At 63.7% G+C, this 18,663-nt stretch carries 22 protein-coding genes and 4 tRNA genes; 16 read left to right on the forward strand and 10 right to left on the reverse strand.

Translation table 11 applies throughout. The features are described 5' to 3' along the window. The first annotated feature begins 57 nt into the window (after positions 1-57). The 5 genes from ACUYV6_RS01455 to ACUYV6_RS01475 all read left to right on the forward strand — a co-directional run bounded on the left by ACUYV6_RS01455 (position 58) and on the right by ACUYV6_RS01475 (position 2,672). Positions 58-417 (forward strand): YtxH domain-containing protein, encoded by a 360-nt coding sequence (locus ACUYV6_RS01455; protein ID WP_449276871.1) that lies wholly within the window; start codon positions 58-60, stop codon positions 415-417. Then, positions 417-872, forward strand: coding sequence for a phage holin family protein (locus ACUYV6_RS01460; RefSeq protein ID WP_449276872.1), 456 nt, complete (start codon positions 417-419; stop codon positions 870-872). The genes ACUYV6_RS01455 and ACUYV6_RS01460 overlap by 1 nt, the downstream gene beginning before the upstream one ends. Beyond that, entirely contained in the window at positions 869-1,144 is a 276-nt protein-coding gene (locus ACUYV6_RS01465) for a DUF3618 domain-containing protein (RefSeq protein ID WP_449276873.1), read from the forward strand. Before ACUYV6_RS01460 ends, ACUYV6_RS01465 begins: the two co-directional genes overlap by 4 nt. A 225-nt stretch (positions 1,145-1,369) precedes the next feature. Beyond that, positions 1,370-2,155: a uroporphyrinogen-III synthase gene (locus tag ACUYV6_RS01470; RefSeq protein WP_449276874.1), complete on the forward strand. Its 786-nt coding sequence runs from the start codon at positions 1,370-1,372 to the stop codon at positions 2,153-2,155. 103 nt (positions 2,156-2,258) lie between these two features. Continuing rightward, positions 2,259-2,672, forward strand: a complete 414-nt coding sequence (locus tag ACUYV6_RS01475; RefSeq protein WP_449276875.1) for a hypothetical protein — start codon at positions 2,259-2,261, stop codon at positions 2,670-2,672. A gap of 88 nt (positions 2,673-2,760) precedes the next feature. Here the strand turns inward: ACUYV6_RS01475 and ACUYV6_RS01480 are convergent, their stop codons facing one another. Both ACUYV6_RS01480 and ACUYV6_RS01485 read right to left on the reverse strand, forming a co-directional pair. Then, positions 2,761-3,681: an AEC family transporter gene (locus ACUYV6_RS01480; RefSeq protein ID WP_449276876.1), complete on the reverse strand. Its 921-nt coding sequence runs from the start codon at positions 3,679-3,681 to the stop codon at positions 2,761-2,763. A gap of 63 nt (positions 3,682-3,744) precedes the next feature. Further along, the gene (locus ACUYV6_RS01485; RefSeq protein ID WP_449276877.1) at positions 3,745-4,626 is read right to left on the reverse strand and encodes a LysR family transcriptional regulator ArgP; all 882 of its coding nucleotides are present in this window, start codon (positions 4,624-4,626) and stop codon (positions 3,745-3,747) included. A 90-nt stretch (positions 4,627-4,716) separates the two neighbouring features. Between ACUYV6_RS01485 and ACUYV6_RS01490 the strand changes: the two genes are divergently transcribed. After that, the gene (locus ACUYV6_RS01490) at positions 4,717-5,337 is read left to right on the forward strand and encodes a LysE/ArgO family amino acid transporter (protein WP_449276878.1); all 621 of its coding nucleotides are present in this window, start codon (positions 4,717-4,719) and stop codon (positions 5,335-5,337) included. A gap of 12 nt (positions 5,338-5,349) precedes the next feature. On the opposite strand, the gene ACUYV6_RS01495 is transcribed toward ACUYV6_RS01490, so the two are convergent. Continuing rightward, on the reverse strand, positions 5,350-6,501 hold the full coding sequence (locus ACUYV6_RS01495) for a threonine aldolase family protein (RefSeq protein ID WP_449276879.1): 1,152 nt from the start codon (positions 6,499-6,501) through the stop codon (positions 5,350-5,352). Positions 6,502-6,641: 140 nt separating this feature from the next. Here ACUYV6_RS01495 and ACUYV6_RS01500 point away from each other — a divergent pair, with 140 nt between their 5' ends. The 6 genes from ACUYV6_RS01500 (at position 6,642) to ACUYV6_RS01525 (ending at position 10,994) form a co-directional block, all read left to right on the forward strand. Then, on the forward strand, positions 6,642-7,088 hold the full coding sequence (locus ACUYV6_RS01500; RefSeq protein ID WP_449276880.1) for a GntR family transcriptional regulator: 447 nt from the start codon (positions 6,642-6,644) through the stop codon (positions 7,086-7,088). Beyond that, positions 7,085-7,978, forward strand: coding sequence for an ATP-binding cassette domain-containing protein (locus ACUYV6_RS01505; RefSeq protein WP_449276881.1), 894 nt, complete (start codon positions 7,085-7,087; stop codon positions 7,976-7,978). Before ACUYV6_RS01500 ends, ACUYV6_RS01505 begins: the two co-directional genes overlap by 4 nt. Before the next feature lie 2 nt (positions 7,979-7,980). Next, positions 7,981-8,691, forward strand: a complete 711-nt coding sequence (locus tag ACUYV6_RS01510) for a hypothetical protein (protein ID WP_449276882.1) — start codon at positions 7,981-7,983, stop codon at positions 8,689-8,691. 114 nt (positions 8,692-8,805) lie between these two features. Further along, complete coding sequence (locus ACUYV6_RS01515) at positions 8,806-9,405, forward strand: GNAT family N-acetyltransferase (RefSeq protein WP_449276883.1); 600 nt, start codon at positions 8,806-8,808, stop codon at positions 9,403-9,405. 122 nt (positions 9,406-9,527) lie between these two features. After that, a tRNA-Tyr gene (locus ACUYV6_RS01520) sits at positions 9,528-9,609 on the forward strand. Between the two features lie 275 nt (positions 9,610-9,884). Further along, positions 9,885-10,994, forward strand: a complete 1,110-nt coding sequence (locus ACUYV6_RS01525) for a fatty acid desaturase family protein (protein ID WP_449276884.1) — start codon at positions 9,885-9,887, stop codon at positions 10,992-10,994. Positions 10,995-11,401: 407 nt separating this feature from the next. On the opposite strand, the gene ACUYV6_RS01530 is transcribed toward ACUYV6_RS01525, so the two are convergent. After that, complete coding sequence (locus tag ACUYV6_RS01530) at positions 11,402-11,545, reverse strand: hypothetical protein (protein WP_449276885.1); 144 nt, start codon at positions 11,543-11,545, stop codon at positions 11,402-11,404. Positions 11,546-11,636: 91 nt separating this feature from the next. Here ACUYV6_RS01530 and ACUYV6_RS01535 point away from each other — a divergent pair, with 91 nt between their 5' ends. Beyond that, positions 11,637-11,843 (forward strand): hypothetical protein, encoded by a 207-nt coding sequence (locus tag ACUYV6_RS01535; RefSeq protein ID WP_449276886.1) that lies wholly within the window; start codon positions 11,637-11,639, stop codon positions 11,841-11,843. A gap of 130 nt (positions 11,844-11,973) precedes the next feature. Here ACUYV6_RS01535 and ACUYV6_RS01540 read toward each other — a convergent pair whose 3' ends face one another. After that, positions 11,974-12,621: a lipase gene (locus ACUYV6_RS01540; RefSeq protein WP_449276887.1), complete on the reverse strand. Its 648-nt coding sequence runs from the start codon at positions 12,619-12,621 to the stop codon at positions 11,974-11,976. Positions 12,622-12,777: 156 nt separating this feature from the next. Here ACUYV6_RS01540 and ACUYV6_RS01545 point away from each other — a divergent pair. After that, positions 12,778-12,865: transfer RNA gene (locus tag ACUYV6_RS01545), tRNA-Ser, on the forward strand. A 108-nt stretch (positions 12,866-12,973) separates the two neighbouring features. Here ACUYV6_RS01545 and ACUYV6_RS01550 read toward each other — a convergent pair. Further along, positions 12,974-13,162 carry a hypothetical protein gene (locus ACUYV6_RS01550; protein WP_449276888.1) on the reverse strand — a complete coding sequence of 63 codons (189 nt, stop codon included), beginning with the start codon at positions 13,160-13,162 and terminating at the stop codon, positions 12,974-12,976. 36 nt (positions 13,163-13,198) lie between these two features. Further along, positions 13,199-13,672, reverse strand: coding sequence for a hypothetical protein (locus ACUYV6_RS01555; RefSeq protein ID WP_449276889.1), 474 nt, complete (start codon positions 13,670-13,672; stop codon positions 13,199-13,201). A gap of 191 nt (positions 13,673-13,863) precedes the next feature. Here ACUYV6_RS01555 and ACUYV6_RS01560 point away from each other — a divergent pair. Beyond that, a tRNA-Thr gene (locus ACUYV6_RS01560) sits at positions 13,864-13,935 on the forward strand. 29 nt (positions 13,936-13,964) lie between these two features. Then, positions 13,965-14,038: transfer RNA gene (locus tag ACUYV6_RS01565), tRNA-Met, on the forward strand. Positions 14,039-14,574: 536 nt separating this feature from the next. Here ACUYV6_RS01565 and ACUYV6_RS01570 read toward each other — a convergent pair. The 3 genes from ACUYV6_RS01570 to ACUYV6_RS01580 all read right to left on the reverse strand — a co-directional run bounded on the left by ACUYV6_RS01570 (position 14,575) and on the right by ACUYV6_RS01580 (position 18,418). After that, the gene (locus ACUYV6_RS01570) at positions 14,575-15,429 is read right to left on the reverse strand and encodes a MurR/RpiR family transcriptional regulator (RefSeq protein WP_449276890.1); all 855 of its coding nucleotides are present in this window, start codon (positions 15,427-15,429) and stop codon (positions 14,575-14,577) included. Positions 15,430-15,527: 98 nt separating this feature from the next. Then, on the reverse strand, positions 15,528-16,379 hold the full coding sequence (locus ACUYV6_RS01575; protein WP_449276891.1) for an alpha/beta fold hydrolase: 852 nt from the start codon (positions 16,377-16,379) through the stop codon (positions 15,528-15,530). Beyond that, entirely contained in the window at positions 16,376-18,418 is a 2,043-nt protein-coding gene (locus tag ACUYV6_RS01580; RefSeq protein ID WP_449276892.1) for a flavin-containing monooxygenase, read from the reverse strand. The genes ACUYV6_RS01575 and ACUYV6_RS01580 overlap by 4 nt, the downstream gene beginning before the upstream one ends. Positions 18,419-18,663 lie beyond the last annotated feature (245 nt).

An 18,663-nucleotide genomic window follows, 5' to 3' on the forward strand; every position in this document is an offset into this window, starting at 1 on the left:
CAGGGAACGGCGATAGGCTGAGCAAGATCCCGTACCAAGAGCTGTCTGGAGGGCACCATGAGGGGCAAGGTCGCATTCGTTCTCGGAGCTGCGGTCGGCTACGTACTCGGCACCCGAGCTGGTCGCGAGCGCTACGAGCAGATCAAGCGTGGTACCAAGGCGGCCTGGGAGTCGGCGCCGGTGCAGCAGGGCGTCGATACGGTGCAAGGCGTGGTCGGCGATCAGCTCGAGGCGCTGAAGGCCCGCATCTTCACCGCGATCAGCGATGTGTTCGCTGCTCGTGGGCGCACGAGCAGCAGCGGATCGAGCGCCGCTGCGCAGAAATCGAGCTCCTCTGCGACGACATCGAGCGCCGCTGCGACGAATAAGTCCGCCGGCGCTGCAAGTGCTTCGGCCGGGGCAGACGGAGGCAAGTGATGGCTCGCAAGGACGGCGGCGCCGGCACCTTCGAGCTGCTCGCACGGCTGCCGCATCAGATCATCACGCTCATCAAGATCGAGCTCGATAACGCGAAGCGCGAGATCGCCGCCAAGGCGAAGCGCACCGGCATCGGCGCCGTCGCGATTGTCATCGCGCTCTTCTTCGTCTTCTTCGCCCTTGAGGCGTTGGTCGTCGCGGCGATTGCGGCGTTCGCGCTGATCTGGCCGGTCTGGCTGTCGGCGCTGGTCGTCGCATTCGGGCTGCTGCTGCTTGCAGGAATGGCGATCCTCGGTGGAATTCTGCTCATCAAACGGAGTGTTCCGGTGCCGAAGGGAACGCTGTCGCGCGTCGAGGGAGACTTCGAGGCGTTGAGCGAGGTGCGTATCAACAACGACGGCGGGTCGGCCGATGATCCGCTGCCTCAGCACGGCGGAAAGGGGAACTGGCGATGAGCACGAACACCAATGCCGCGGGCCCGCTCGACGGAGTGGCCGAGGCAGAGCTGGCGCGAGTCGAGCTCTACGACACCCTGGCCCAACTGCGCGACCGTCTGAACTATGCGCGCCGTATCGATAGTCGGATTGACGAGGCGAAGCGGAACGTCATCCGGTCGAAGCGCGAGAATCCGGTCGGATTCGCACTCGGAACTGCCGCCGCGGCAGCGGCGGTCGGAGCCGCGGTGTGGGGCATCGCCTCGGTGATCATCGACCGCCTGAGCGACTGACGTCGGCTTCCGAAGCGCTGTCCGCCGAGTGGGACAATGTCAATGGCGGCGCATCACATTACGGTTTCGTTCGAGGCCTGAAGCACCGTCGTTTTGCGTCCCTGCGGAGCAGAGGGTAAGAATAGGAGAATCGGAATCCTCTTCCGAGACCACGGCAGTGGTTCAACGAACGTGTGGCGTTGTATCAAACGCCATTCGTCTCGACATGATGAGTGAGTGGGATTTATGACGACAGATGCGAAACCGCTCAGCGGGCTTCGTGTCCTCGTGCCCCGTGGAGGCGCCTGGGGAGACCTGGTTTCCAAGGCGCTCCGGGAGCAGGGTGCGAGCACCGTGGTGTCCCCCCTCATCGACTTCGCTCACACGAACGAAGAGGACCTGCTGGTCGAGTCGCTCAAGCAACTCGAAGCCGGAGAGTTCCAGTGGATGACCGCCACCAGTGCGACCGTCGTCGACGTGCTCGCACATCACGGCGCCGTGATTCCGCCCGAGACGAAGGTGGCCGTGGTGGGCGAGGCGACTGCCCGCGCCTTCGAGGCTGCCGGGTACTCGATCAGCCGCACTCCGCACGAAGGCCCGCAGACCACTGAGGCACTGCTCGAGGAGTGGCCTGAGATCGACGAGCCGGGCGTGCTGCGCGTGCTCACGCTCCGCTCGGATGTCGCGAAGCCCGTGCTCACCGGAGGCCTCATCGAACGGGGTCACGACGTGACTCAGGTGCTGGCCTTCCGCACGGTCGGCGTGCCGGCTTCGGTGCACACGCGCGAAGACGTCGAGTCGGGGCGCATCAATGCGCTGCTCGTCGCATCGGCTCGCATCGCCCACGAGGTCGCCGAGCAGTTCCCGACGTTTCCCGAAGACACGATCGTTGCCTGCGTCGGCCCCCACACGCACACCGAGGCCGTGAAAGCAGGCCTCAAGCACAATCCTGACCACCGCGGCACCGAGGTGACGCGCGCCCTGATCGAGACCGTCGAATCGGCGATCGATCAGAGCGACATGCTCGACTGAATCCTCCATTCGGTGTCGCCGCGCGTCGACGATACTGTGGTCTCCCTGTGGGGTTTCTGAAGGTATGCCTGCGTGAGCGCTCGGACAGGGCACACTAGAAGCTATGGCCAGAGTTGAAGTGCATGCGGATCGGGTGGTCGTCAAGCTGACTCGAGCGGAGAAGCTGCTCTCATTGCGTCGAAACGACGTCGTCTTCGAGCGCGACCTCGTGAGTTCAGTGCTCATCACCGATGATCCATGGGTCTGGTTGCGCGGTGTGCGCTCGCCAGGCACGCACCTGCCCGGCCGACTCGCCTACGGAGTCTGGCGCAATCTCAGCGGCCGAGATTTTGCGCTGCTTCGCAGAGGCGTGCCCGCAGTCGTCCTCGATCTGGAGGCGGCCGAGTCGCACACCGCCCACGAGGAGTTCGACGATTTCGCCCGCGTGATCCTCTCGACGACCCACGCCGCGGAGCTCGTCCAGGCGATGCGGCTCACCCCGCGCGACGAGGTCTTCACGACCGATACCGACGCGTAGGGCCCGTGCTTTGAGCTCGGAGCGCACGGTCGAACGTGTAGAGCCCGGCGCATAGGCCCCGAGGCGCACACACCTGCGCGCTGCAAGATCAGGAGTTCAGCAGCAGCGCGATCGCCGCGATGACCGGCAGGGATGCGAAAGTCGTGAGGAACACCGTGTCACGCACGGGGATCTCGGCTCGTTGATAGGTCGCGGCGTAGTTGTAGACGTTCTGCGCGGTCGGAAGCGCGCCGATAACGGTCGCGACGAACACTTCGTGGGCGCTGAGGCCGATGGCCGTGGCAAGCCCGAAGGCGACGAGCGGCATCACAAGAATCTTGATGCCCGATGCTGTGAGCGCGAAGCGCAGCCCACTGCCCGGCTGCAGCGCCCGCTGCCCGTGCAGGGAGATACCGAAGCTGAGCAGCACCATCGGAATCGCGGCGTCGCCGAGCATGTCGACGGGTCCGATCACGAGGTCTGGAATGGGCACCTCGAACTGGGCCACGAGGAATCCGAGGATCGACGCGATGATCACAGGGTTCGATGAGGCCCGGCCGAGGGCGATCAGCGCGCCACCTCGGTTGCCCCGCGTGGAGTCCAGCACCGCGAGTATGATCGGCGCGAACAGCACGAGCTGTACGAGAAGCAGCGGCGCCACATACGCCGCATCGCCCAGGATGTAGACGGCGATGGGAAGCCCCAGGTTGTTCGAGTTGACGTAGCCTGCACAGGTCGCGCCGAGCGCTGTTGTGGCGCGATCCTGACGAAACCACAGCCGCGATACCGTGATGTACAGCGCGGCCACGATGATGGCCGCGCTCGTCGTGACGAGAATCACCGGTGACAGCAGCACCGCGGTGTCACTGCGGTGCAGCACCGAGAACAGCAGGGCGGGCGTCGCGACGTAGAACGCGACCTTGTTGAGGACGAGGCGCTGCTCGCCGACGACGATGCGGCAGCGAGCGGCGATATAGCCGGCGCCGATGATTCCGAGGATCAGCGCGAAGCCCTGCACCACGCCCATCATGCGGTGATCACCGGTGTCACGTCCTTTCGCGGGATTCTGCGCTCGCGGTGCACTGGCACGTGTTCAGCGCCGCAGTGCTGTCGCAGCTTCCTCGAACACGATATCGGAGAGCGCATCGAGCACCGGAGAATCGAGATTCCAACGCTGCCAGTAGAGCGGCAGTTCGATTGCCGGATCCGCGCCGAGCTCGATCAGCCGCCCGTTCTCGAGCGCCTCCTGGCACTGCGACTCCGGCAGCATCCCCCAGCCCATACCGAGTTCGATCGCGAGCGCGAACTCGGCTGAAGAAGGCACGAAATGTCGGGGAGGATCGAGCCGGCTGCGCGTCGCTTGACGCAAGAATCGCTTCTGGAACGAATCGTGGCGGTCGAAATCGAGCATGGGGGCGGTCGCGAGCGATGCCCCTGAGACCCCCTGCGCGAAGTGTCGATCGACGAAGGCCGGGCTCGCGACGGCGAGGTACCGGGCACGACCGAGCGCTGTCGATGTGCAGCCGGGCACCGCCTCCCGCGTCGACGTGACCGCCGCCATCGCGCCGCCTCGGCGAAGCTCGCGCGTCGACACCGCCTCGTCGGCGCGCAGCACCTCGAATCGCGCATCGATCTCGGCGGCCGCTCGCGCGAGTGCCGGGACGAACCATGTGGCGAGTGAATCCGCGTTCACCACGATCGGGATGACGGTTCCGCGCTCGCCGCCGAGCTCCCGTTCGGCGTCGCCGACGATGCGCTCCAGCTGCCTCGCTGCGCGCAGCACGACCGCGCCGGCTTCGGTGGCTCCGACCGGACGCGTGCGCTGCAGAAGTACGGTGCCGACCCGCTCCTCCATGGCGCGCACACGCTGGCTGACGGCGGAGGGGGTGATGTGCAGGCGGCGGGCCGCACTCTCGAAGCTGCCCTCGTCGACGATGACGGCGAAGGTGCGCAGGTGTTCGACGGGGAGGTCCATACCTCTAGATTAAGCAGAACTTCACTACCTTCAGAATATTGAGCCCTGCTGAAGTGGCGAAGGCGGCCGCCGAGCTCTAACGTCGACTCTGTGATCGGCTCACTCCTCATCGGTTTCGGCAGCGGCCTCTCCCTCATCATCGCGATCGGCGCGCAGAACGCGTTCGTCTTGCGGCAGGGCATTCGCCGCGAGCATGTGCTGCCGATCGTGCTGATCTGCGGGCTCACCGACGCGGTGCTCGAGCTCCTCGGAGTGGCCGGTATCGGCTACGTGATCGAACGGGCGCCGATCCTCCTCGACATCGTACTCTGGGGCGGCATCGTCTTCTTGCTTTGGTACGCGTGGTCGGCCGCACGACGGGCGATGCGCCCGGAGGCCCTCACCGCGGCTGAGGGCGGTGGAGGATCGCTGAAGCGCACCGTGCTCACCTGCCTCGCGATCACCTATCTGAACCCTCACGTGTACCTCGACACCATGGTGCTGATGGGGTCGATCGGCAACGCGCAGGGGGACCCCGGACGCTGGTGGTTCGTGGTCGGTGGCGCTGTCGCGAGCATCGTCTGGTTCTTCGTACTCGGCTACGGAGCCAGAGCGCTCACGCGCTTCTTCGCGACGCCGCGCTCGTGGCAGGTGCTCGACTGGTGCATCGCCGGAATCATGTTGATCATTGCGCTGCGCCTGCTCGTCGAGGCACTGGGGCTCACCGGGTGACTGGCATGTGCGCTATGCGCCGCGTGCTCCCTCAGCGATGAGCGCGAGCAGCTCGTCGACGTCTTCCGGGCGGGTGTCGAAGGCGCACATGAGACGCACGACGCCGGCACCCTTATGCCAATCCATGAACGAGAACCGGGTGCGCGCATGGGCCGCGACCTTCGGTGGGAGCGACGCGAAGACCGCGTTCGATTCGACACGCTGCGCGAGCGAGACCCCGGGTGCGCGCCCTGAGGTGCTGAGCTCTTCGATGCCGGAGGCGAGACGCTCGGCCATGGCATTCGCGTGCGCGGCTGAGCGCTGCCAGAGGTCGCCCTCGTAGAGGGCCGTCAGCTGCGCAGATACGAACCGCATCTTGGAGCCGAGCTGCAGCACGGTCTTGCGGAGATACTCGATGCCGGGCACGAGATCAGCTGCCGAGGCTGCGCCTGCCGTGCCCGCTGGGCCTGTCGTGGCGCCCCGCGTGCCTCCGTCTGGTCGGGATCCGAGCACCACGATGGCTTCGGCCCCGAGCAGCCCGTTCTTGGTGCCTCCGAGGCTCAGCAGGTCGACGCCCGCATCCGTGGTGAGCGCGGCGAGCGGCACGTTGAGGCCGGCAGCGGCGTTGCCGAGGCGTGAGCCGTCCATGTGCAGGATCATGCCCCGCTCGTGCGCGTGATCGGCCAGTGCTCGGATCTCAGCGGGGGAGTACCGGGTGCCCCACTCGGTCGTCTGCGAGATCGATACCGCGAGCGGTGTCGCACGGTGGATCCGCTCGTGGCCCCAGGCCTGCCGCTCTACGAGTTCGGGGGTGAGCTTGCCGTCGGCGCTCTCGATCGGCAGGAGCTTGAGACCGCCGGTCTTCTCGGGCGCGCCGGTCTCGTCATCGTTGATGTGTGCCGTGTCGGCGCAGATCACCGCTCCCCATCGCGGAAGCGCGGCGTGCAGGGCGAGCACGTTCGCGCCTGTACCGTTCAGCACCGGGAAGGCCCGAGCATCCGAACCGAAGTGTTCGCGCACGACCTCCTCGAAGCGCCGGGTCCAGGGATCGTCGCCGTAGCTCGGGGTGTGCCCGCCGTTGGCGCGGCTGATCGCCTCGATGACCTCGGGGTGTGCCCCCGCCCAGTTGTCGGACCCGAAATCGCGGGGCGGGCGGCTGGTTTCGTGAGGCAGAGCATCGGTCATGTCGGCCAGCCTAGTGACCCGACTTCGGGTCGACTGATCGAATTCGGGGTTGACAGGAGCCACGCAGGTGCTTAGGTTCATTAGTGAAGTAATGAACCATGGAAGCCGAATGAAGGCTTCCCCGACCACGGAGGTGCAGGATGTTCGACGACGACCGGCCGATCTTCCTGCAGCTGGCCGACCGCCTCGCAGGAGACATCCTGCGCGGCATCTACGCCGAGGGCGACCACGTGCCGTCCACGAATGAGCTGGCGGCGCACCTGCGCATCAACCCCGCGACTGCGGGGAAGGCGCTGGGCGTGCTCGTCGATCGTGGAATTCTCTTCAAGCGCCGCGGCCTCGGCATGTATGTCGCCGACGGTGCCAAACAGCACATCGCCGACGATCGGCAGCGTGAATTCGCCGCGAAGTTCGTGCAACCGCTACTCGCCGAAGCCCGCGAGCTGGGCCTCAGCGTCTCCGATGTGCTTCGCCGCATCGAGGAGGCCGCGGGAGACGCGGATACGGCCGACGCCGCGGATCCTGCACAGCACGGCACCGACGGCACCACACACGACGCACCCGACACCGAAAGGGGCACATCATGACCACCGCCATCGAGACCCGCGGGCTTACGCGCCTGCACAAGGACGCGCGTGCGCTCGACGACGTGAACCTGAGCATCGAGGAGAACACCATCACCGGCCTTCTCGGCCGGAACGGAGCGGGCAAGACGACCTTCATGTCGCTCGTGACGGCGCAGGATCAGCCGACCTCCGGCACGATCAGTGTGCACGGGGAATCGCCGTTCGAGAACGCTCAGGCGATCGAGGGCATGTGCTTCATCCGCGACAATCAGCGCTACCCCGATGATTACCGCTTGAAGCACGCGCTCAGGGCAGGGCGCATCTTCTTCCCGAACTGGGATCAGCGGCTCGCCGACGAACTCGTAGACCTGTTCCGCATTCCCAGGAAGCCGATCATCAAGAAGTTCTCGCGCGGCCAGTTCTCGGCGCTCGGGATTGTGCTGGGCCTCGCCTCACGCGCACCGATCACGTTCTTCGACGAGCCGTACCTCGGGCTCGACGCGACGGCCCGCGGGCACTTCTACGAGGTGCTGCTGCGCGACTACGCGGAGCATCCGCGCACGATCGTGCTGTCGACGCACCTGATCGACGAGATGGACCGTCTGCTCGAGCGCGTCATAGTGCTCGATCGCGGGCGTGTGGTGCAGGATGCCGAAACCGATGAACTGCGGGGCGCTGCCCACCAGGTCGCCGGGCGTGCCGGCGACGTCGACCAGTACCTGGTCGAGCGGAAAGCACTCAGCCGGAACCGCGTCGGCGGCCTCGAGACCGCCGTGGTCGAAGGATCCGCCGGCGATGCCGAGCGAGCCGCCACAGCCGCGCTCGGCCTCGAGATCGCCCCGGTCACGCTCCAGGAGCTGGTCGCAGCCTATGGCGTCGACGGCGACGCGAACAACGGAGAGGACAACTGATCATGCAACGCGTACTTCGAGTCACCCGACTCCACCTGAACAAGCCCGAGATCGCCTTCGGTGTTCCGCTCATGATCATCGGCCTCGTGCTCGTCATCACGATGGTCATCGCGGCGATCCTGCAGCGTGCCGGCATGGATCCGGCCGATCCGTCATACGCCGACGGGGCCCGCGGCAATATGGGGATGATCTGGTCGCTGCCGGGCTTCCTCATCTACCTCGGTGTGCAGGCCGTCGCTACGACGTTCCCGTTCGCGCTCGCAATGGGCACCACTCGGCGCGCATACGTGACGGGAACCGCGATCGCGAACCTGATCCAGTCGGCCTACATCGCACTCGTCATGACGGCGCTGCTCGCGATCGAGCTCGCGACCAACCACTGGTTCTTCGGCGCCTACGCACTCGACAACCACGGGTTCGGTGCCGGCAGCTACGCGGTGCTGCTCGGAACCACCTTCATCGGCGCCTTCGCGTCGCTCAGCATCGGCGGCGTCTTCGGCGCAGTGTGGGTGCGGTACGGGACGAAGGGGCCGACGATCCTCGCTCTCATCCTCGCCTTGGTGCTCGTCACCGTACTGCTCATCACCGTGCCCTACTTCGGCGACATCATCGCGGGCATCACACGGTTCCGACTGGCGCTGTTCGGCATCGCCGTAGCGCTCATCGCACTCGTCGGTACGTGGCTGTGCATGCGGCGTACCGCGGTCCGGTAGGTCGGGTCATCATGGGGCCGAGTCGGGGCGTTCCCGGCTCGGCCCCGCGTGTTCCGGCGTAGCATGGGCGCACACGGTTGCCGGATCGGCGACCCCGATCCGAGTGGAGACCGTATGGCCCTCGACCACCCAGGCACTCTCGCCGGGAGCCTCGTCGCCCTCGAACCGCTCTCGCTCGATCACTTGCACGGACTGACCGCCGCAGTGCGCGACGGCGAGGTCTGGAAGCTCTGGTACACCCTCGTGCCGGCGCCGGACGAGATGGAGACGGAGATTCGCCGCCGACTCGAATTGCAGCGGCAGGGGAGCATGCTGCCGTTCACCACGAGGCGTATCGATACCGGCGAGATCATCGGGATGACGACCTTCATGAACATTGACGCGGTCACCCCGCGCGTCGAGATCGGATCGACCTGGAACGCTGCAAGCGCTTCAGGCACTGGAACGAATGCCGAGGCGAAGCTTCTTCTGCTGCGGCACGCGTTCGAAGTATGGGGGTGCAGTGCGGTGGAGTTCCGCACCGATTTCCATAACCATCAGTCGCGGGCCGCGATTGCTCGGTTGGGCGCCAAACAAGACGGGATTCTGCGCGCCCACCTGCGCCCCGAAGCGGGGTATGTGCGCGACACAGTCGTATTCTCGATCACCGAGCCCGAGTGGCCCGGCGTACGCCTGGGGCTCGAGTACCGCGTGGCGCGGCACCTTGCGGGGTGATGCGTCCCGGATGCACCTGCGGGATGCATCTGCGGCCTACAGACTCCAGAGCAGCGAGAATTTCCGTTCGCGGGGGTCACGCGGTATTGTTGATTGCTGGTTGTGATTCGTTGCAGCCACACGGCGGATTACCCGAGCGGCCAAAGGGGGCTGACTGTAAATCAGCTGGCACTGCCTACGGGGGTTCGAATCCCTCATCCGCCACCGCGAGAAATCAACCCCTGACCAGGCGTTTAGGCGCCAGGGTCAGGGGTTGATTGGTGTCCATGGGCCCCGATACGTGGGGCAGCTCCGTGATCACCTTCGACCGAAGGGTTAACGCCCTTAGGGCGAGCGCGCCTGTGAAGCGGCCGCTAGTTGCTGCACATGCGGGGGTTTGCATGGTTGAGCGGATACCGTGAGAGGAGCGATTGGCATCCGCCCTTGGCTTTACCGGATCGCATTGCCCGCGGTTCACGACGAAACAGGTGCCTCGCATAATGACTGTTCTACCCCAGGCGCTGCACGGGCTCGGGCCGCTTAGGCCTACGAGGGCCCGCACCGGTGATTTCCCGCCGATCGCGAAGGCATACAAGCGCGTTTCCGAGGTGGTCAGAGAGTTGGGGCTCCTGCGCCGGGCACCGTGGTTCTATCTATGGGTCAGTGTTGCGATCACCGTCGCCTTCGGTGGGGCGGTGACCGGCTTCATCTTGCTCGGAGACAGCTGGTTCCAGCTCCTCATCGCCGCCGCCCTCGGCATCATTTTCACTCAGATCGCATTCCTTGCGCATGAGGCAGCGCACCGCCAGATATTGTCGTTGGGCCCGTCGAACGACCGTCTCGCCCGGGTCCTCGCGGGCATTGTGGGGATGAGCTATGCGTGGTGGGATTCCAAACACTCTCGCCATCACGCCAACCCGAACCGCATTGGCAAAGACCCCGATATCGAGGTCGACACCATTTCCTTCATCGAGGAGGATGCAGTGCAGGCGCGCGGGTTGCGGCGAGCGATCACCCGACGGCAGGGGTGGTTGTTCTTTCCCTTGCTGACGTTGGAAGGATTGAATTTGCACTTCCATAGCCTCAAGTACCTCCTGAGCCGTGGCCCGGTGAAGGGGCGATGGGTAGAGCTCGGGATCATTACTGCGCGCTTCGCGGTCGTGCTTGCGCCAGTCTTTCTGCTCCTCCCTCTGGGTATGGCGTTCGCCTTCATTGGGGTGCAGCTCGCCGTCTTCGGTGTCTACATGGGGGCATCATTTGCACCGAACCACAAGGGTATGCCGGTGATTGCGCATGATGCGAAGCTCGACTTCTTCACGAAGCAGGTGCGGACGTCTCGCAACATCCGCGGCGGGTGGTGGGCCACGTGGCTCATGGGAGGTCTCAACTACCAGGTCGAGCATCATCTGTTTCCGAGCATGGCCCGCCCACACCTTTCGAAGGCGCGCGACATCGTTCGCGAGCAGTGCCGCTCACTCGGCGTGCCATATACCGAAACTTCGCTGTGGCGCTCATACGCGATCGTGATCGACTATCTCAACCGAGTGGGTCTCGCAGCTCGTGACCCCTTCGACTGTCCGATCTCGGCGCAGTACGGTCGTGCTCGATAGGCGACGGTCAGTATGAGTTCCAGTGCCGTACCTGCGGGGATGCCACTGTGCCCGTGTTCAGCGGCCCCCGCGAGCCTGAATCACTCATCCGTCATCTGGAAAATTCGGGTTAGCGGCAGACGGGGCTTCTTGCCGATAACTCGAGAACTCTCGTTCGGACAACAGATCTGGTCGTTTCTTACGGTCACCACTCAAGCCCAACCTGGCGAAACGAAAAGCCCCCATCACGAGAGCTGCAGGGACGGTTCATGTAGAAAACGAGGGACCTTGTCCTCATACCACGTTCGAGAACACGCCGAAGTTGCAAGGTGGCAAGGCAGCAGACCGAGCATGCCTTGATGAACCATCGCCATGCGTCGCGTAAGGCTCCTGCCCGCACCGGATGAGGGCTATGCGGACTATGTCTGTCATTGTCTGGTCTCCTCGCTGTGGGCACGAAGCGCGGAAAGGACAGCGCTGCGTATCACCGACCACAGGATGAGCAGAGTCGTGATGAATGCCAGGAGTCCGGCGAGGATGTAGATGATGAGCAGGAGAATGGCAGGATCCATACGCGCACGATACTCGTGAGCGTGCGACCCCGCCTCCGACTGCGTGACGCACGGGAGGCGGCAGGCCGGTCATTCGGGGTATCTTATGTTTATGACCACCAAGGGCTTCCAGTATCTCCCCGCTGAACTGCAGGATCTCATCACGAATAAGCTCGACGACGAGGTTCTGGTGGGGTTCGCCGAGATCGAAGTTGCAATCGCCAACGGTCAGGACGATCTCGTGCGTTCGATCGAAACCGGTATCGCGAGAGTATCCAAGCTGCGTGAAGAGCTGACGGGCGAGTCTGTCGTCATTTGATCGCAGGATCGCGGTCAGTCCGACTCCGTGAGCTCTGCCGGCCTGACTCTGTAAGTTCTATGGCTCGAGATACGAGAGCTTGCAGCTCATCGCTGGATGCCGTGGGCTGCTGCCCGCAATGGGTGAGGACTTAGAAACGCCAGACGACGGCCTGGAAACCCTCGGGAGGCTTCGGGGTCCAGTGCTCGTCTTCGGAGACGAGACCGGATCCGCCCGGGTTGTTCGATTCGATGATGTCGAACGTGCCGTCATCGTTGACGCCAACGATGAGGAGCGTGTGCACGCCGGACACCCAGGAGTCGGGGGAAGCGATGTGCTCGTACTGGATGATGTCGCCGGGTTGAGCATCGCCGATGAGCAGACGGGTAGCGTTTACGTAGTTGCTGACGGGTGTTCCGCCGCCGTTCCAGGCGCCGCCGCCGGCCTTGACCCACCGCTGTGCCGACATGATGCATTCTCCGGGCTGGCTCCACCCTGTGGCGCGACTCGTGCCGATCTCGCTCTTGGCTGCCTCGATGGTCGCTTCAACGTCGAAGCCGTGGGGCGTCGACGCGAGCTCCGAGGATTGCATCATGGCCTCGAGGGCCTGGTCGGCGATCGCCTCTGAGTCGGTGCTGAGAGACTGGGTAGGAACTGCTGGCGCGACTGCTGCCGGGGCTGCGAAGTCTTCAACGGGCTCTGCCGCGGTGGCGGGTGCTGCACCGAACGCGAAGGTTACGGCTGCGACGAGCGTCACGATGAGCGGTTTCGCAGGAAACGGCACAGATTCTCCAGTCATGGTCCAACAAAAATGCCGGTTCGAAAAACGGCACCATGACAGTATGCGTTATCTTTCCGTTATAAATCAAGTTCGGCGGGTTGAATGGGTGCTGGGGAGCACTCTCCGCCCATCGCGTTTGGCGTATTCATCGTCGTACCGACTAGACTTGACGGCGGAGGATTCGCCTAGCGGCCTATGGCGCACGCCTGGAACGCGTGTTGGGTTCACGCCCTCAGGGGTTCAAATCCCCTATCCTCCGCCATTGTCCTGAGTCGCGACACCGTTGACAAACGGTGTCGCGACTCAGGACTTATTCGTGAGTGTGGGTAGTTGGCCGTGACGGTGGCGCGTGTGCTTGCGGCTGTGGCGCTCAGTTCTTCTCGGAGGGCATCCCGATGATGAACCCCACGATCGCGCCCAGGGCGAGACCGACACCAGTCCATAGCCCGACCATGCTGGTCGCGATCCCGATAGCGATGCCCGCAGCGAGGCCGCAGACGATTCCCCCGAGCGTCCACAGCATCGGGGCATTCCTGCGAGGTGGCTTCCTGTCGCTCATACCACTAGCGTACGAGCCTCTGGAGTGCGTTGCTGCCTAACCGAGTGGATGAGGAGCCATCTGCTGCTCGTCGTCGCCCTCATCCTCTTCCGGGCGTGGCTCGCGCCCATCTGCGATGGAGAAGCCGAGTGCGGCGAAGAGCAACGCGAACGCGAGGATCCCGAAGGGGTTGCACAGTGCAATCGACATCTCCGCAGAGAACGCTGATCCGGCGTAGTGGCTCACGATCGACATGAGTTCACCGTTCACGAGGTCAGGGACGGTGAACCCGAATCCCACGGCGCTGGTCCAGGAGAGGATCAGGGCGACCACGGTGCTGCGTCCGCGGCGCAGGCCGCGATCGCGTGCGAGTCGAATGCGGTACGCGACCCAGAGATGAATGGCGATGTACGCGGCCCCGATGATCACGTACCACCAAGTGAGTGGGCCGCCCAGGCCGAAAGCCCAGTGGCCGACGGTCATCCAGATTGCGAGGAGGATGCCGATGAGTACTGCCAGACGCTGAATCAACGCTGCCTTCCCTTGCGATCTCGTGTGCATCGTGTTGCCGATGCTCCCAATTATCCCGGTTTCCAGACAGCTTTGCGTCTTCGCCGAATGGAGGTGATCGGGGCCTCAGAGAAACGGGTTCGAGACAGTCTCCCGATTTCGCATCGCCTCCGCAAAGATGATATTCTCTAACGGTTGCCGTAAGCGGCCGCGCCCCGATAGCTCAGTGGTAGAGCACTTCCATGGTAAGGAAGGGGTCGCCAGTTCAATCCTGGCTCGGGGCTCTGACTCTGTTCACCTTCGGGTGGAGTTTGGCTGAGTAGCTCAGCTGGTTAGAGCGCACGACTCATAATCGTGAGGTCGCGGGATCGAGCCCCGCCTCAGCTACCGGAGTCACTCAGAACCCCTGCCGATGGCGGGGGTTCTGTTGTTGACGGGGAACCCATGGGACCGGGGGTGTTTACCCTCGCCCTGCCCATCCGGTCCTGAGCCAGAGCCCTTCGCCTGCGTCGAGGCCGGTGTCATAGAGAGCTGGCTCGACAGGGTCTTCCTCGATCGATGGCCGCTGCCTCCGAGGTGCTGGTGTGGCAGTCTTGGTCTGGTCTGGTCTGGTCTGGTCTGGTCAGGAACGGGTGACATCTAGCGTGGCTAGCCGAGAGGGCTGGCCTGGAAGGATGTCATCATGCCCAAGCCATTTCCCAAGGAAGTTCCGCGACGACGTGATCCGCGTCTCCCAGAACCGTGATTCAGACGTCACTCTCGCGCAGATCGCGAAAGACTTCGGCGTCCATGTCGGAAGGCTCGACAAATGGATGCGTCAGTCGCGCTTCACTTCGTTTGGCAGTGTTCCTTTTCGGAACGAAGGGTCTGGTAACGGGTGGGATGGGTGTTCGGTTCACAATGATTCATGGCGTTCGGCGGGTTCAGCCCTCGAACACCCGCAGCCTGACCGCTTCCGTCTCGAAGAGCTCCAGCCGATCCTGAGCAATCGCGGGTCGCGTATCCACCATCGCGTGCAGCAGGGCGCTCGATACCAGATTGACGGTTGCCGACGTATCGAACAAGAGGCCGCTCCCCAAGCGGACCGTGATCAACTCGTCGGCATTCAGGCCGAGCGTCAGAAATGATTCGTCGGTCAGCACGACGACCTTCAGGCCGAGCTCTCGAGCGTACTCGACGAGTTCGCAGCACTCCCTTGGGTATCGCGGAAGCATGAAGACGACGCACCAGGTTGCGCCGTCACGCATCGAGCGGGCCAGGAGCTCCCGGCTCTCTGTATCGCTTCGATCGACGACCACGATGCCGGGGTGGATCTTGGTGCCGAGGTAGGCGAAGTGGAGAGCGAAGGATCGGGAGATTCGCAGGCCGATCACGGGGAGCTTCTGGGAATCCATGAGTTGCTCGCCGACGCGGGAGAGCTGCGCGGCGAGAGTCGGAGATTGCGCCAGCCACTGAAGGTTCGCAATCTCTACAGTGATCGCCTCGTTGAACGGAGTGGCCGGCTGCTCTGGAGAGGCCGACAGCGAGAGCTCGGAGCGAGCCCAGTTCTGAAGGGCTTGCTTGAAGTCAGCGAAACTCTCATAGCCCAGCACAGCCGCGAATCGCGAGACTGAGGGTTGGCTCACCCCGACCTGCCTTGCGATGCTGTCGCTCGTGAGGAACGCCGCGGAATCACGGTGGTCGATGATGTACCTGGCGATTCGGCGCTGGCCGGGGGAGAACCGCCCACTCTGCAAGCGGTCGTACAACTCATTGGAAGGAGGAGTTGTGTGTGTCACCGTCACCACTTCTTTTCAGGACGTTTCCGTCACGCGTGTATATTGCATGGATGATACCTTCAATGCGCAGCGGGCGGTGCGCTTCGCGCTGACCAAAGTCAGGTCGAGTCGCTCTCGTGCGTACGGAGAATATCCAGAATTAGCTCCGCGGTTCCGACAGGATCTGAGATGTTGGGAGAGTGGAGGCCTGCCGTGAGCCGAACCGCGCACCTGCTCGAGTGGGCCGCGATCCTTTCGGCCCATCCTGTCTCGACGAGGGTATCCGCTGGATCGGTGACTAGAGTGACCGGCACTTGAGAGCGCTTGAGGCTCGCAGGATAGTCGTCAGCGGGCCTCGGTTCGGAGCGGAATGGAGTCGCTAGGCCCGCTGACGACACGGCCCGGAAGTGCCCCGAGTTGCAGGCATCCCTGAGGCGCAGGTCGACGTAGCTGTCGATGCTCGGAAAGTCTCCGGCCAGCAGTCGGACGATGCGCTGCATGTCCTCGCGCGTTCCGTCGAAGTGAGCGAGTGATTCGAGTGACTCCTTGGTTCGGTAAGGGCCGCCCGTGCCCGAAATCGAGGTTGAAGACCTGACGCGATAGGAGAACCAAGACTCGACGACCGCACGAAGCGCCATAGCGCCTCCGAAGGAGTTGCCGACGAGATGGGCGGGCCTGTGCTCGAGACCGAGGCTGTCGAGCAGCCGGGAGACCTGACGCAGACGGAAGCGATAGGGTGCAACATCGAGCTGCACCATCTTGCTTGAAGCGCCGAATCCGTAGAGGTCGGGGGCGAGCACGAGGTACTCTTCCGCGAGGCGGGCGATACTGCTGCCCCAACTCGCCTCTGCAGACCCGCCCCAAGCTCCGTCGTGCAGCAATACGAGCGGCGCGTTCCGGGCGTCGCCTGCGATAAGATAGCTTGTGACGAGGCCCTCGTTGGTTAGGCTCCTTCGCTCCCAATGCGTCATCGTGCTGCTCCGTTCTGACTGGCTGGCGAGCCCGGGCGGCTGCTTGCGGCGTTCCGTGGAATGAACCGATGATCCTGCTCCTTAACGCGGTTCGTGACTTCCCAGTACTCCACGTTCGTGTAGGGCCAGATCTGTGACACCCGGCCGTACATGTTCTGATACCAGGTCTTGACGTATGGCTGGCCCCAGGCCATTCGGCGGTTGCCCGCGTCGACCCAGTCCACGAATCGGTTCATAGCCTCCTCGCGGACGTCGATTGCTGCGGCGTCGCGCTCCAATACCTCGCGGATGGCCTTTAGCGAGAACTCGACCGCGCGCTCCAGCATGAAGTGCAGACTGCCTGCGACGACACCGCCGACGTTGGGTCCATAGATGAGGAAGAGGTTCGGGAATCCGGGCACAGTGACCCCGTTGTACGCCCGGGCGTCTCCCGACCAGAAATCGTGAATGGACGTGCCGTTCAGTCCGATGACTTCGACCTCATCCAGGTAGTCCGATGGTTTGAAGCCTGTTGCTAGAATCACCACATCGACCGCGTGTTCGATGCCGTCGTTGTCGACGATCCCCTTCGAAGTGAGTCGCTGGATGCCTGACGTCACCAGAGTGGACTTCTCCGCCCGTAACGCCGCGGTCCAGACCTCGTTGTCCCGAAGCATCCGCTTGGCACCCGGCGGATAGTTCGGAATCGCGTGCTCGAGCAGATCTGGGCGGCCCGCGAGCTGTCGCTCAACCCGCGCGGTCAAATACTCCCTCAACTCCTGATTCTTAGCGGAGATGCTGAGCGGTGCGCCCTCCCAGCCCTCCTCGGCTGTTACCGTATGCGCCCGGCCCGGAATCCCGATAAGGATGACCCACAGCCGGTACCACTGACCATAGTGGGGTACCTTGTTCCGCAGCCATGTGAACCCCTGAGAAATGTCGTGGTGATAATTGGGCGCGGGAAGCATCCACGGTGCGCTTCGCTGGAACACCGTGAGGGTGCTCACCTGATCGATCACGGCGGGAACGATCTGGTACGCGCTGGCTCCTGTGCCGATCACGGCTACGCGCTTGCCCGTGAGATTTACGTCGTGGTCCCACTCCTGAGAGTGCATGATGATACCGGTGTAGAGTTCATCGCCTGGGAACTCCGGGATGTTCGGACGGTCGAGTTGGCCCAGAGCGCTGACGACGGCCGAGAACTCTCGCGTGCGCTCCTCACCGAGTTCGGTTCGCGTCGTCGCCAGCCAGCGCAACTTCCGTTCGTTCCACCGCAGGCGGATTAGCCGGGTGTCGAACTCGATGTGGTCCATGATGCCCGCTCGCTCGGCGACATCCCGGAGATACTCGCAAATCTCTTCTCCTTCTGCGAATTGGTGCGGCCAATCCACTCGCTGGGCAAAGGAGTAGGAATAGCCGAACGTCGGCGTGTCGAGCCGGACACCGGGGTAGTCATTCTTCGCCCAGGTGCCGCCGACCGTGTTGCTCGCTTCGACGAGCGTGTAGGGCAGTCCGGCCTGCCCGTAGCGGTGCGCAGCAGCGATGCCGGCGACACCGGCGCCCACGATGAGCACAGGGAACTCGCGGCCGGGGTATGAAGTCTCGAAGCTCCATTCCGGTTTGGCTCCCTTGCTGGGCGCGAGGTCGAGCTCATGCACGAGAGAATCGTGCCAGGAGGAATTGCCCGCAGAGAGGAAATCGAGGATCTGACGTACCTCATCGTCGTCGAGCCTGGTGGCGCGAGTGATTTTCTCATCGCGAATCCGTTGCAGGCCCCGTAACGCCAATGAAGCGGCCGCGGACTTCTGCTCGTCATCCATGCCTCCGTGGGGGTGAGGCTCGGTGTCCATAGGGGTGAGCGGGGGGCGCAACTCGTGCGGCAGAAAGGAGAGGTCATGCAGAGCGGCCGCGATCGATGCCAGGAGGACCGGGAGTTCCGCCTGCATGATCACCTGCTGCAGAAACTCATCGTTCTCGGTGATTGCAGCGGTCTCAGGCGTCCAGTAGAGATCGTCGAAATCCCGTGTCGGGTCTAGGGAATCGGGTGGGATGGTGGTCATCGTTGGCTTGCATCCTCGCTCGTGGGTGTCAGGGCATCGTTCACGAAGAGCTGAGCTCGTGTCGGTGAAGGCTCGTCCCTGGCGGCCTTCCATGGTCGCCGTGTATAAGAGTATGCTAAAAATGATACAAATGCATAGAAGAAGAATCGAGGAGGCAGTGTTGCCGGTCTCGAAAACCGACGGGAGTATGGAATCCCGGGGGTCTGCTTCGACTGCTGATGAACGTAACTGAGAGGTTCGGGAGA

The sequence above is a fragment of the Leucobacter sp. GX24907 genome, assembly GCF_053567335.1.

Excerpts from the sequence above, each read along its gene's own strand:
- ACUYV6_RS01455 (WP_449276871.1), top strand. The coding sequence starts at position 58 with ATGAGGGGCAAGGTCGCATTCGTTCTCGGAGCTGCGGTCGGCTACGTA.
- ACUYV6_RS01460 (WP_449276872.1), top strand. The coding sequence starts at position 417 with ATGGCTCGCAAGGACGGCGGCGCCGGCACCTTCGAGCTGCTCGCACGG.
- ACUYV6_RS01465 (WP_449276873.1), top strand. The coding sequence starts at position 869 with ATGAGCACGAACACCAATGCCGCGGGCCCGCTCGACGGAGTGGCCGAG.
- ACUYV6_RS01470 (WP_449276874.1), top strand. The coding sequence starts at position 1,370 with ATGACGACAGATGCGAAACCGCTCAGCGGGCTTCGTGTCCTCGTGCCC.
- ACUYV6_RS01475 (WP_449276875.1), top strand. The coding sequence starts at position 2,259 with ATGGCCAGAGTTGAAGTGCATGCGGATCGGGTGGTCGTCAAGCTGACT.
- ACUYV6_RS01480 (WP_449276876.1), bottom strand. The coding sequence starts at position 3,681 with ATGATGGGCGTGGTGCAGGGCTTCGCGCTGATCCTCGGAATCATCGGC.
- ACUYV6_RS01485 (WP_449276877.1), bottom strand. The coding sequence starts at position 4,626 with ATGGACCTCCCCGTCGAACACCTGCGCACCTTCGCCGTCATCGTCGAC.
- ACUYV6_RS01495 (WP_449276879.1), bottom strand. The coding sequence starts at position 6,501 with ATGACCGATGCTCTGCCTCACGAAACCAGCCGCCCGCCCCGCGATTTC.
- ACUYV6_RS01500 (WP_449276880.1), top strand. The coding sequence starts at position 6,642 with ATGTTCGACGACGACCGGCCGATCTTCCTGCAGCTGGCCGACCGCCTC.
- ACUYV6_RS01505 (WP_449276881.1), top strand. The coding sequence starts at position 7,085 with ATGACCACCGCCATCGAGACCCGCGGGCTTACGCGCCTGCACAAGGAC.
- ACUYV6_RS01510 (WP_449276882.1), top strand. The coding sequence starts at position 7,981 with ATGCAACGCGTACTTCGAGTCACCCGACTCCACCTGAACAAGCCCGAG.
- ACUYV6_RS01515 (WP_449276883.1), top strand. The coding sequence starts at position 8,806 with ATGGCCCTCGACCACCCAGGCACTCTCGCCGGGAGCCTCGTCGCCCTC.
- ACUYV6_RS01525 (WP_449276884.1), top strand. The coding sequence starts at position 9,885 with ATGACTGTTCTACCCCAGGCGCTGCACGGGCTCGGGCCGCTTAGGCCT.
- ACUYV6_RS01530 (WP_449276885.1), bottom strand. The coding sequence starts at position 11,545 with ATGGATCCTGCCATTCTCCTGCTCATCATCTACATCCTCGCCGGACTC.
- ACUYV6_RS01535 (WP_449276886.1), top strand. The coding sequence starts at position 11,637 with ATGACCACCAAGGGCTTCCAGTATCTCCCCGCTGAACTGCAGGATCTC.
- ACUYV6_RS01540 (WP_449276887.1), bottom strand. The coding sequence starts at position 12,621 with ATGACTGGAGAATCTGTGCCGTTTCCTGCGAAACCGCTCATCGTGACG.
- ACUYV6_RS01550 (WP_449276888.1), bottom strand. The coding sequence starts at position 13,162 with ATGAGCGACAGGAAGCCACCTCGCAGGAATGCCCCGATGCTGTGGACG.
- ACUYV6_RS01575 (WP_449276891.1), bottom strand. The coding sequence starts at position 16,379 with ATGACGCATTGGGAGCGAAGGAGCCTAACCAACGAGGGCCTCGTCACA.
- ACUYV6_RS01580 (WP_449276892.1), bottom strand. The coding sequence starts at position 18,418 with ATGACCACCATCCCACCCGATTCCCTAGACCCGACACGGGATTTCGAC.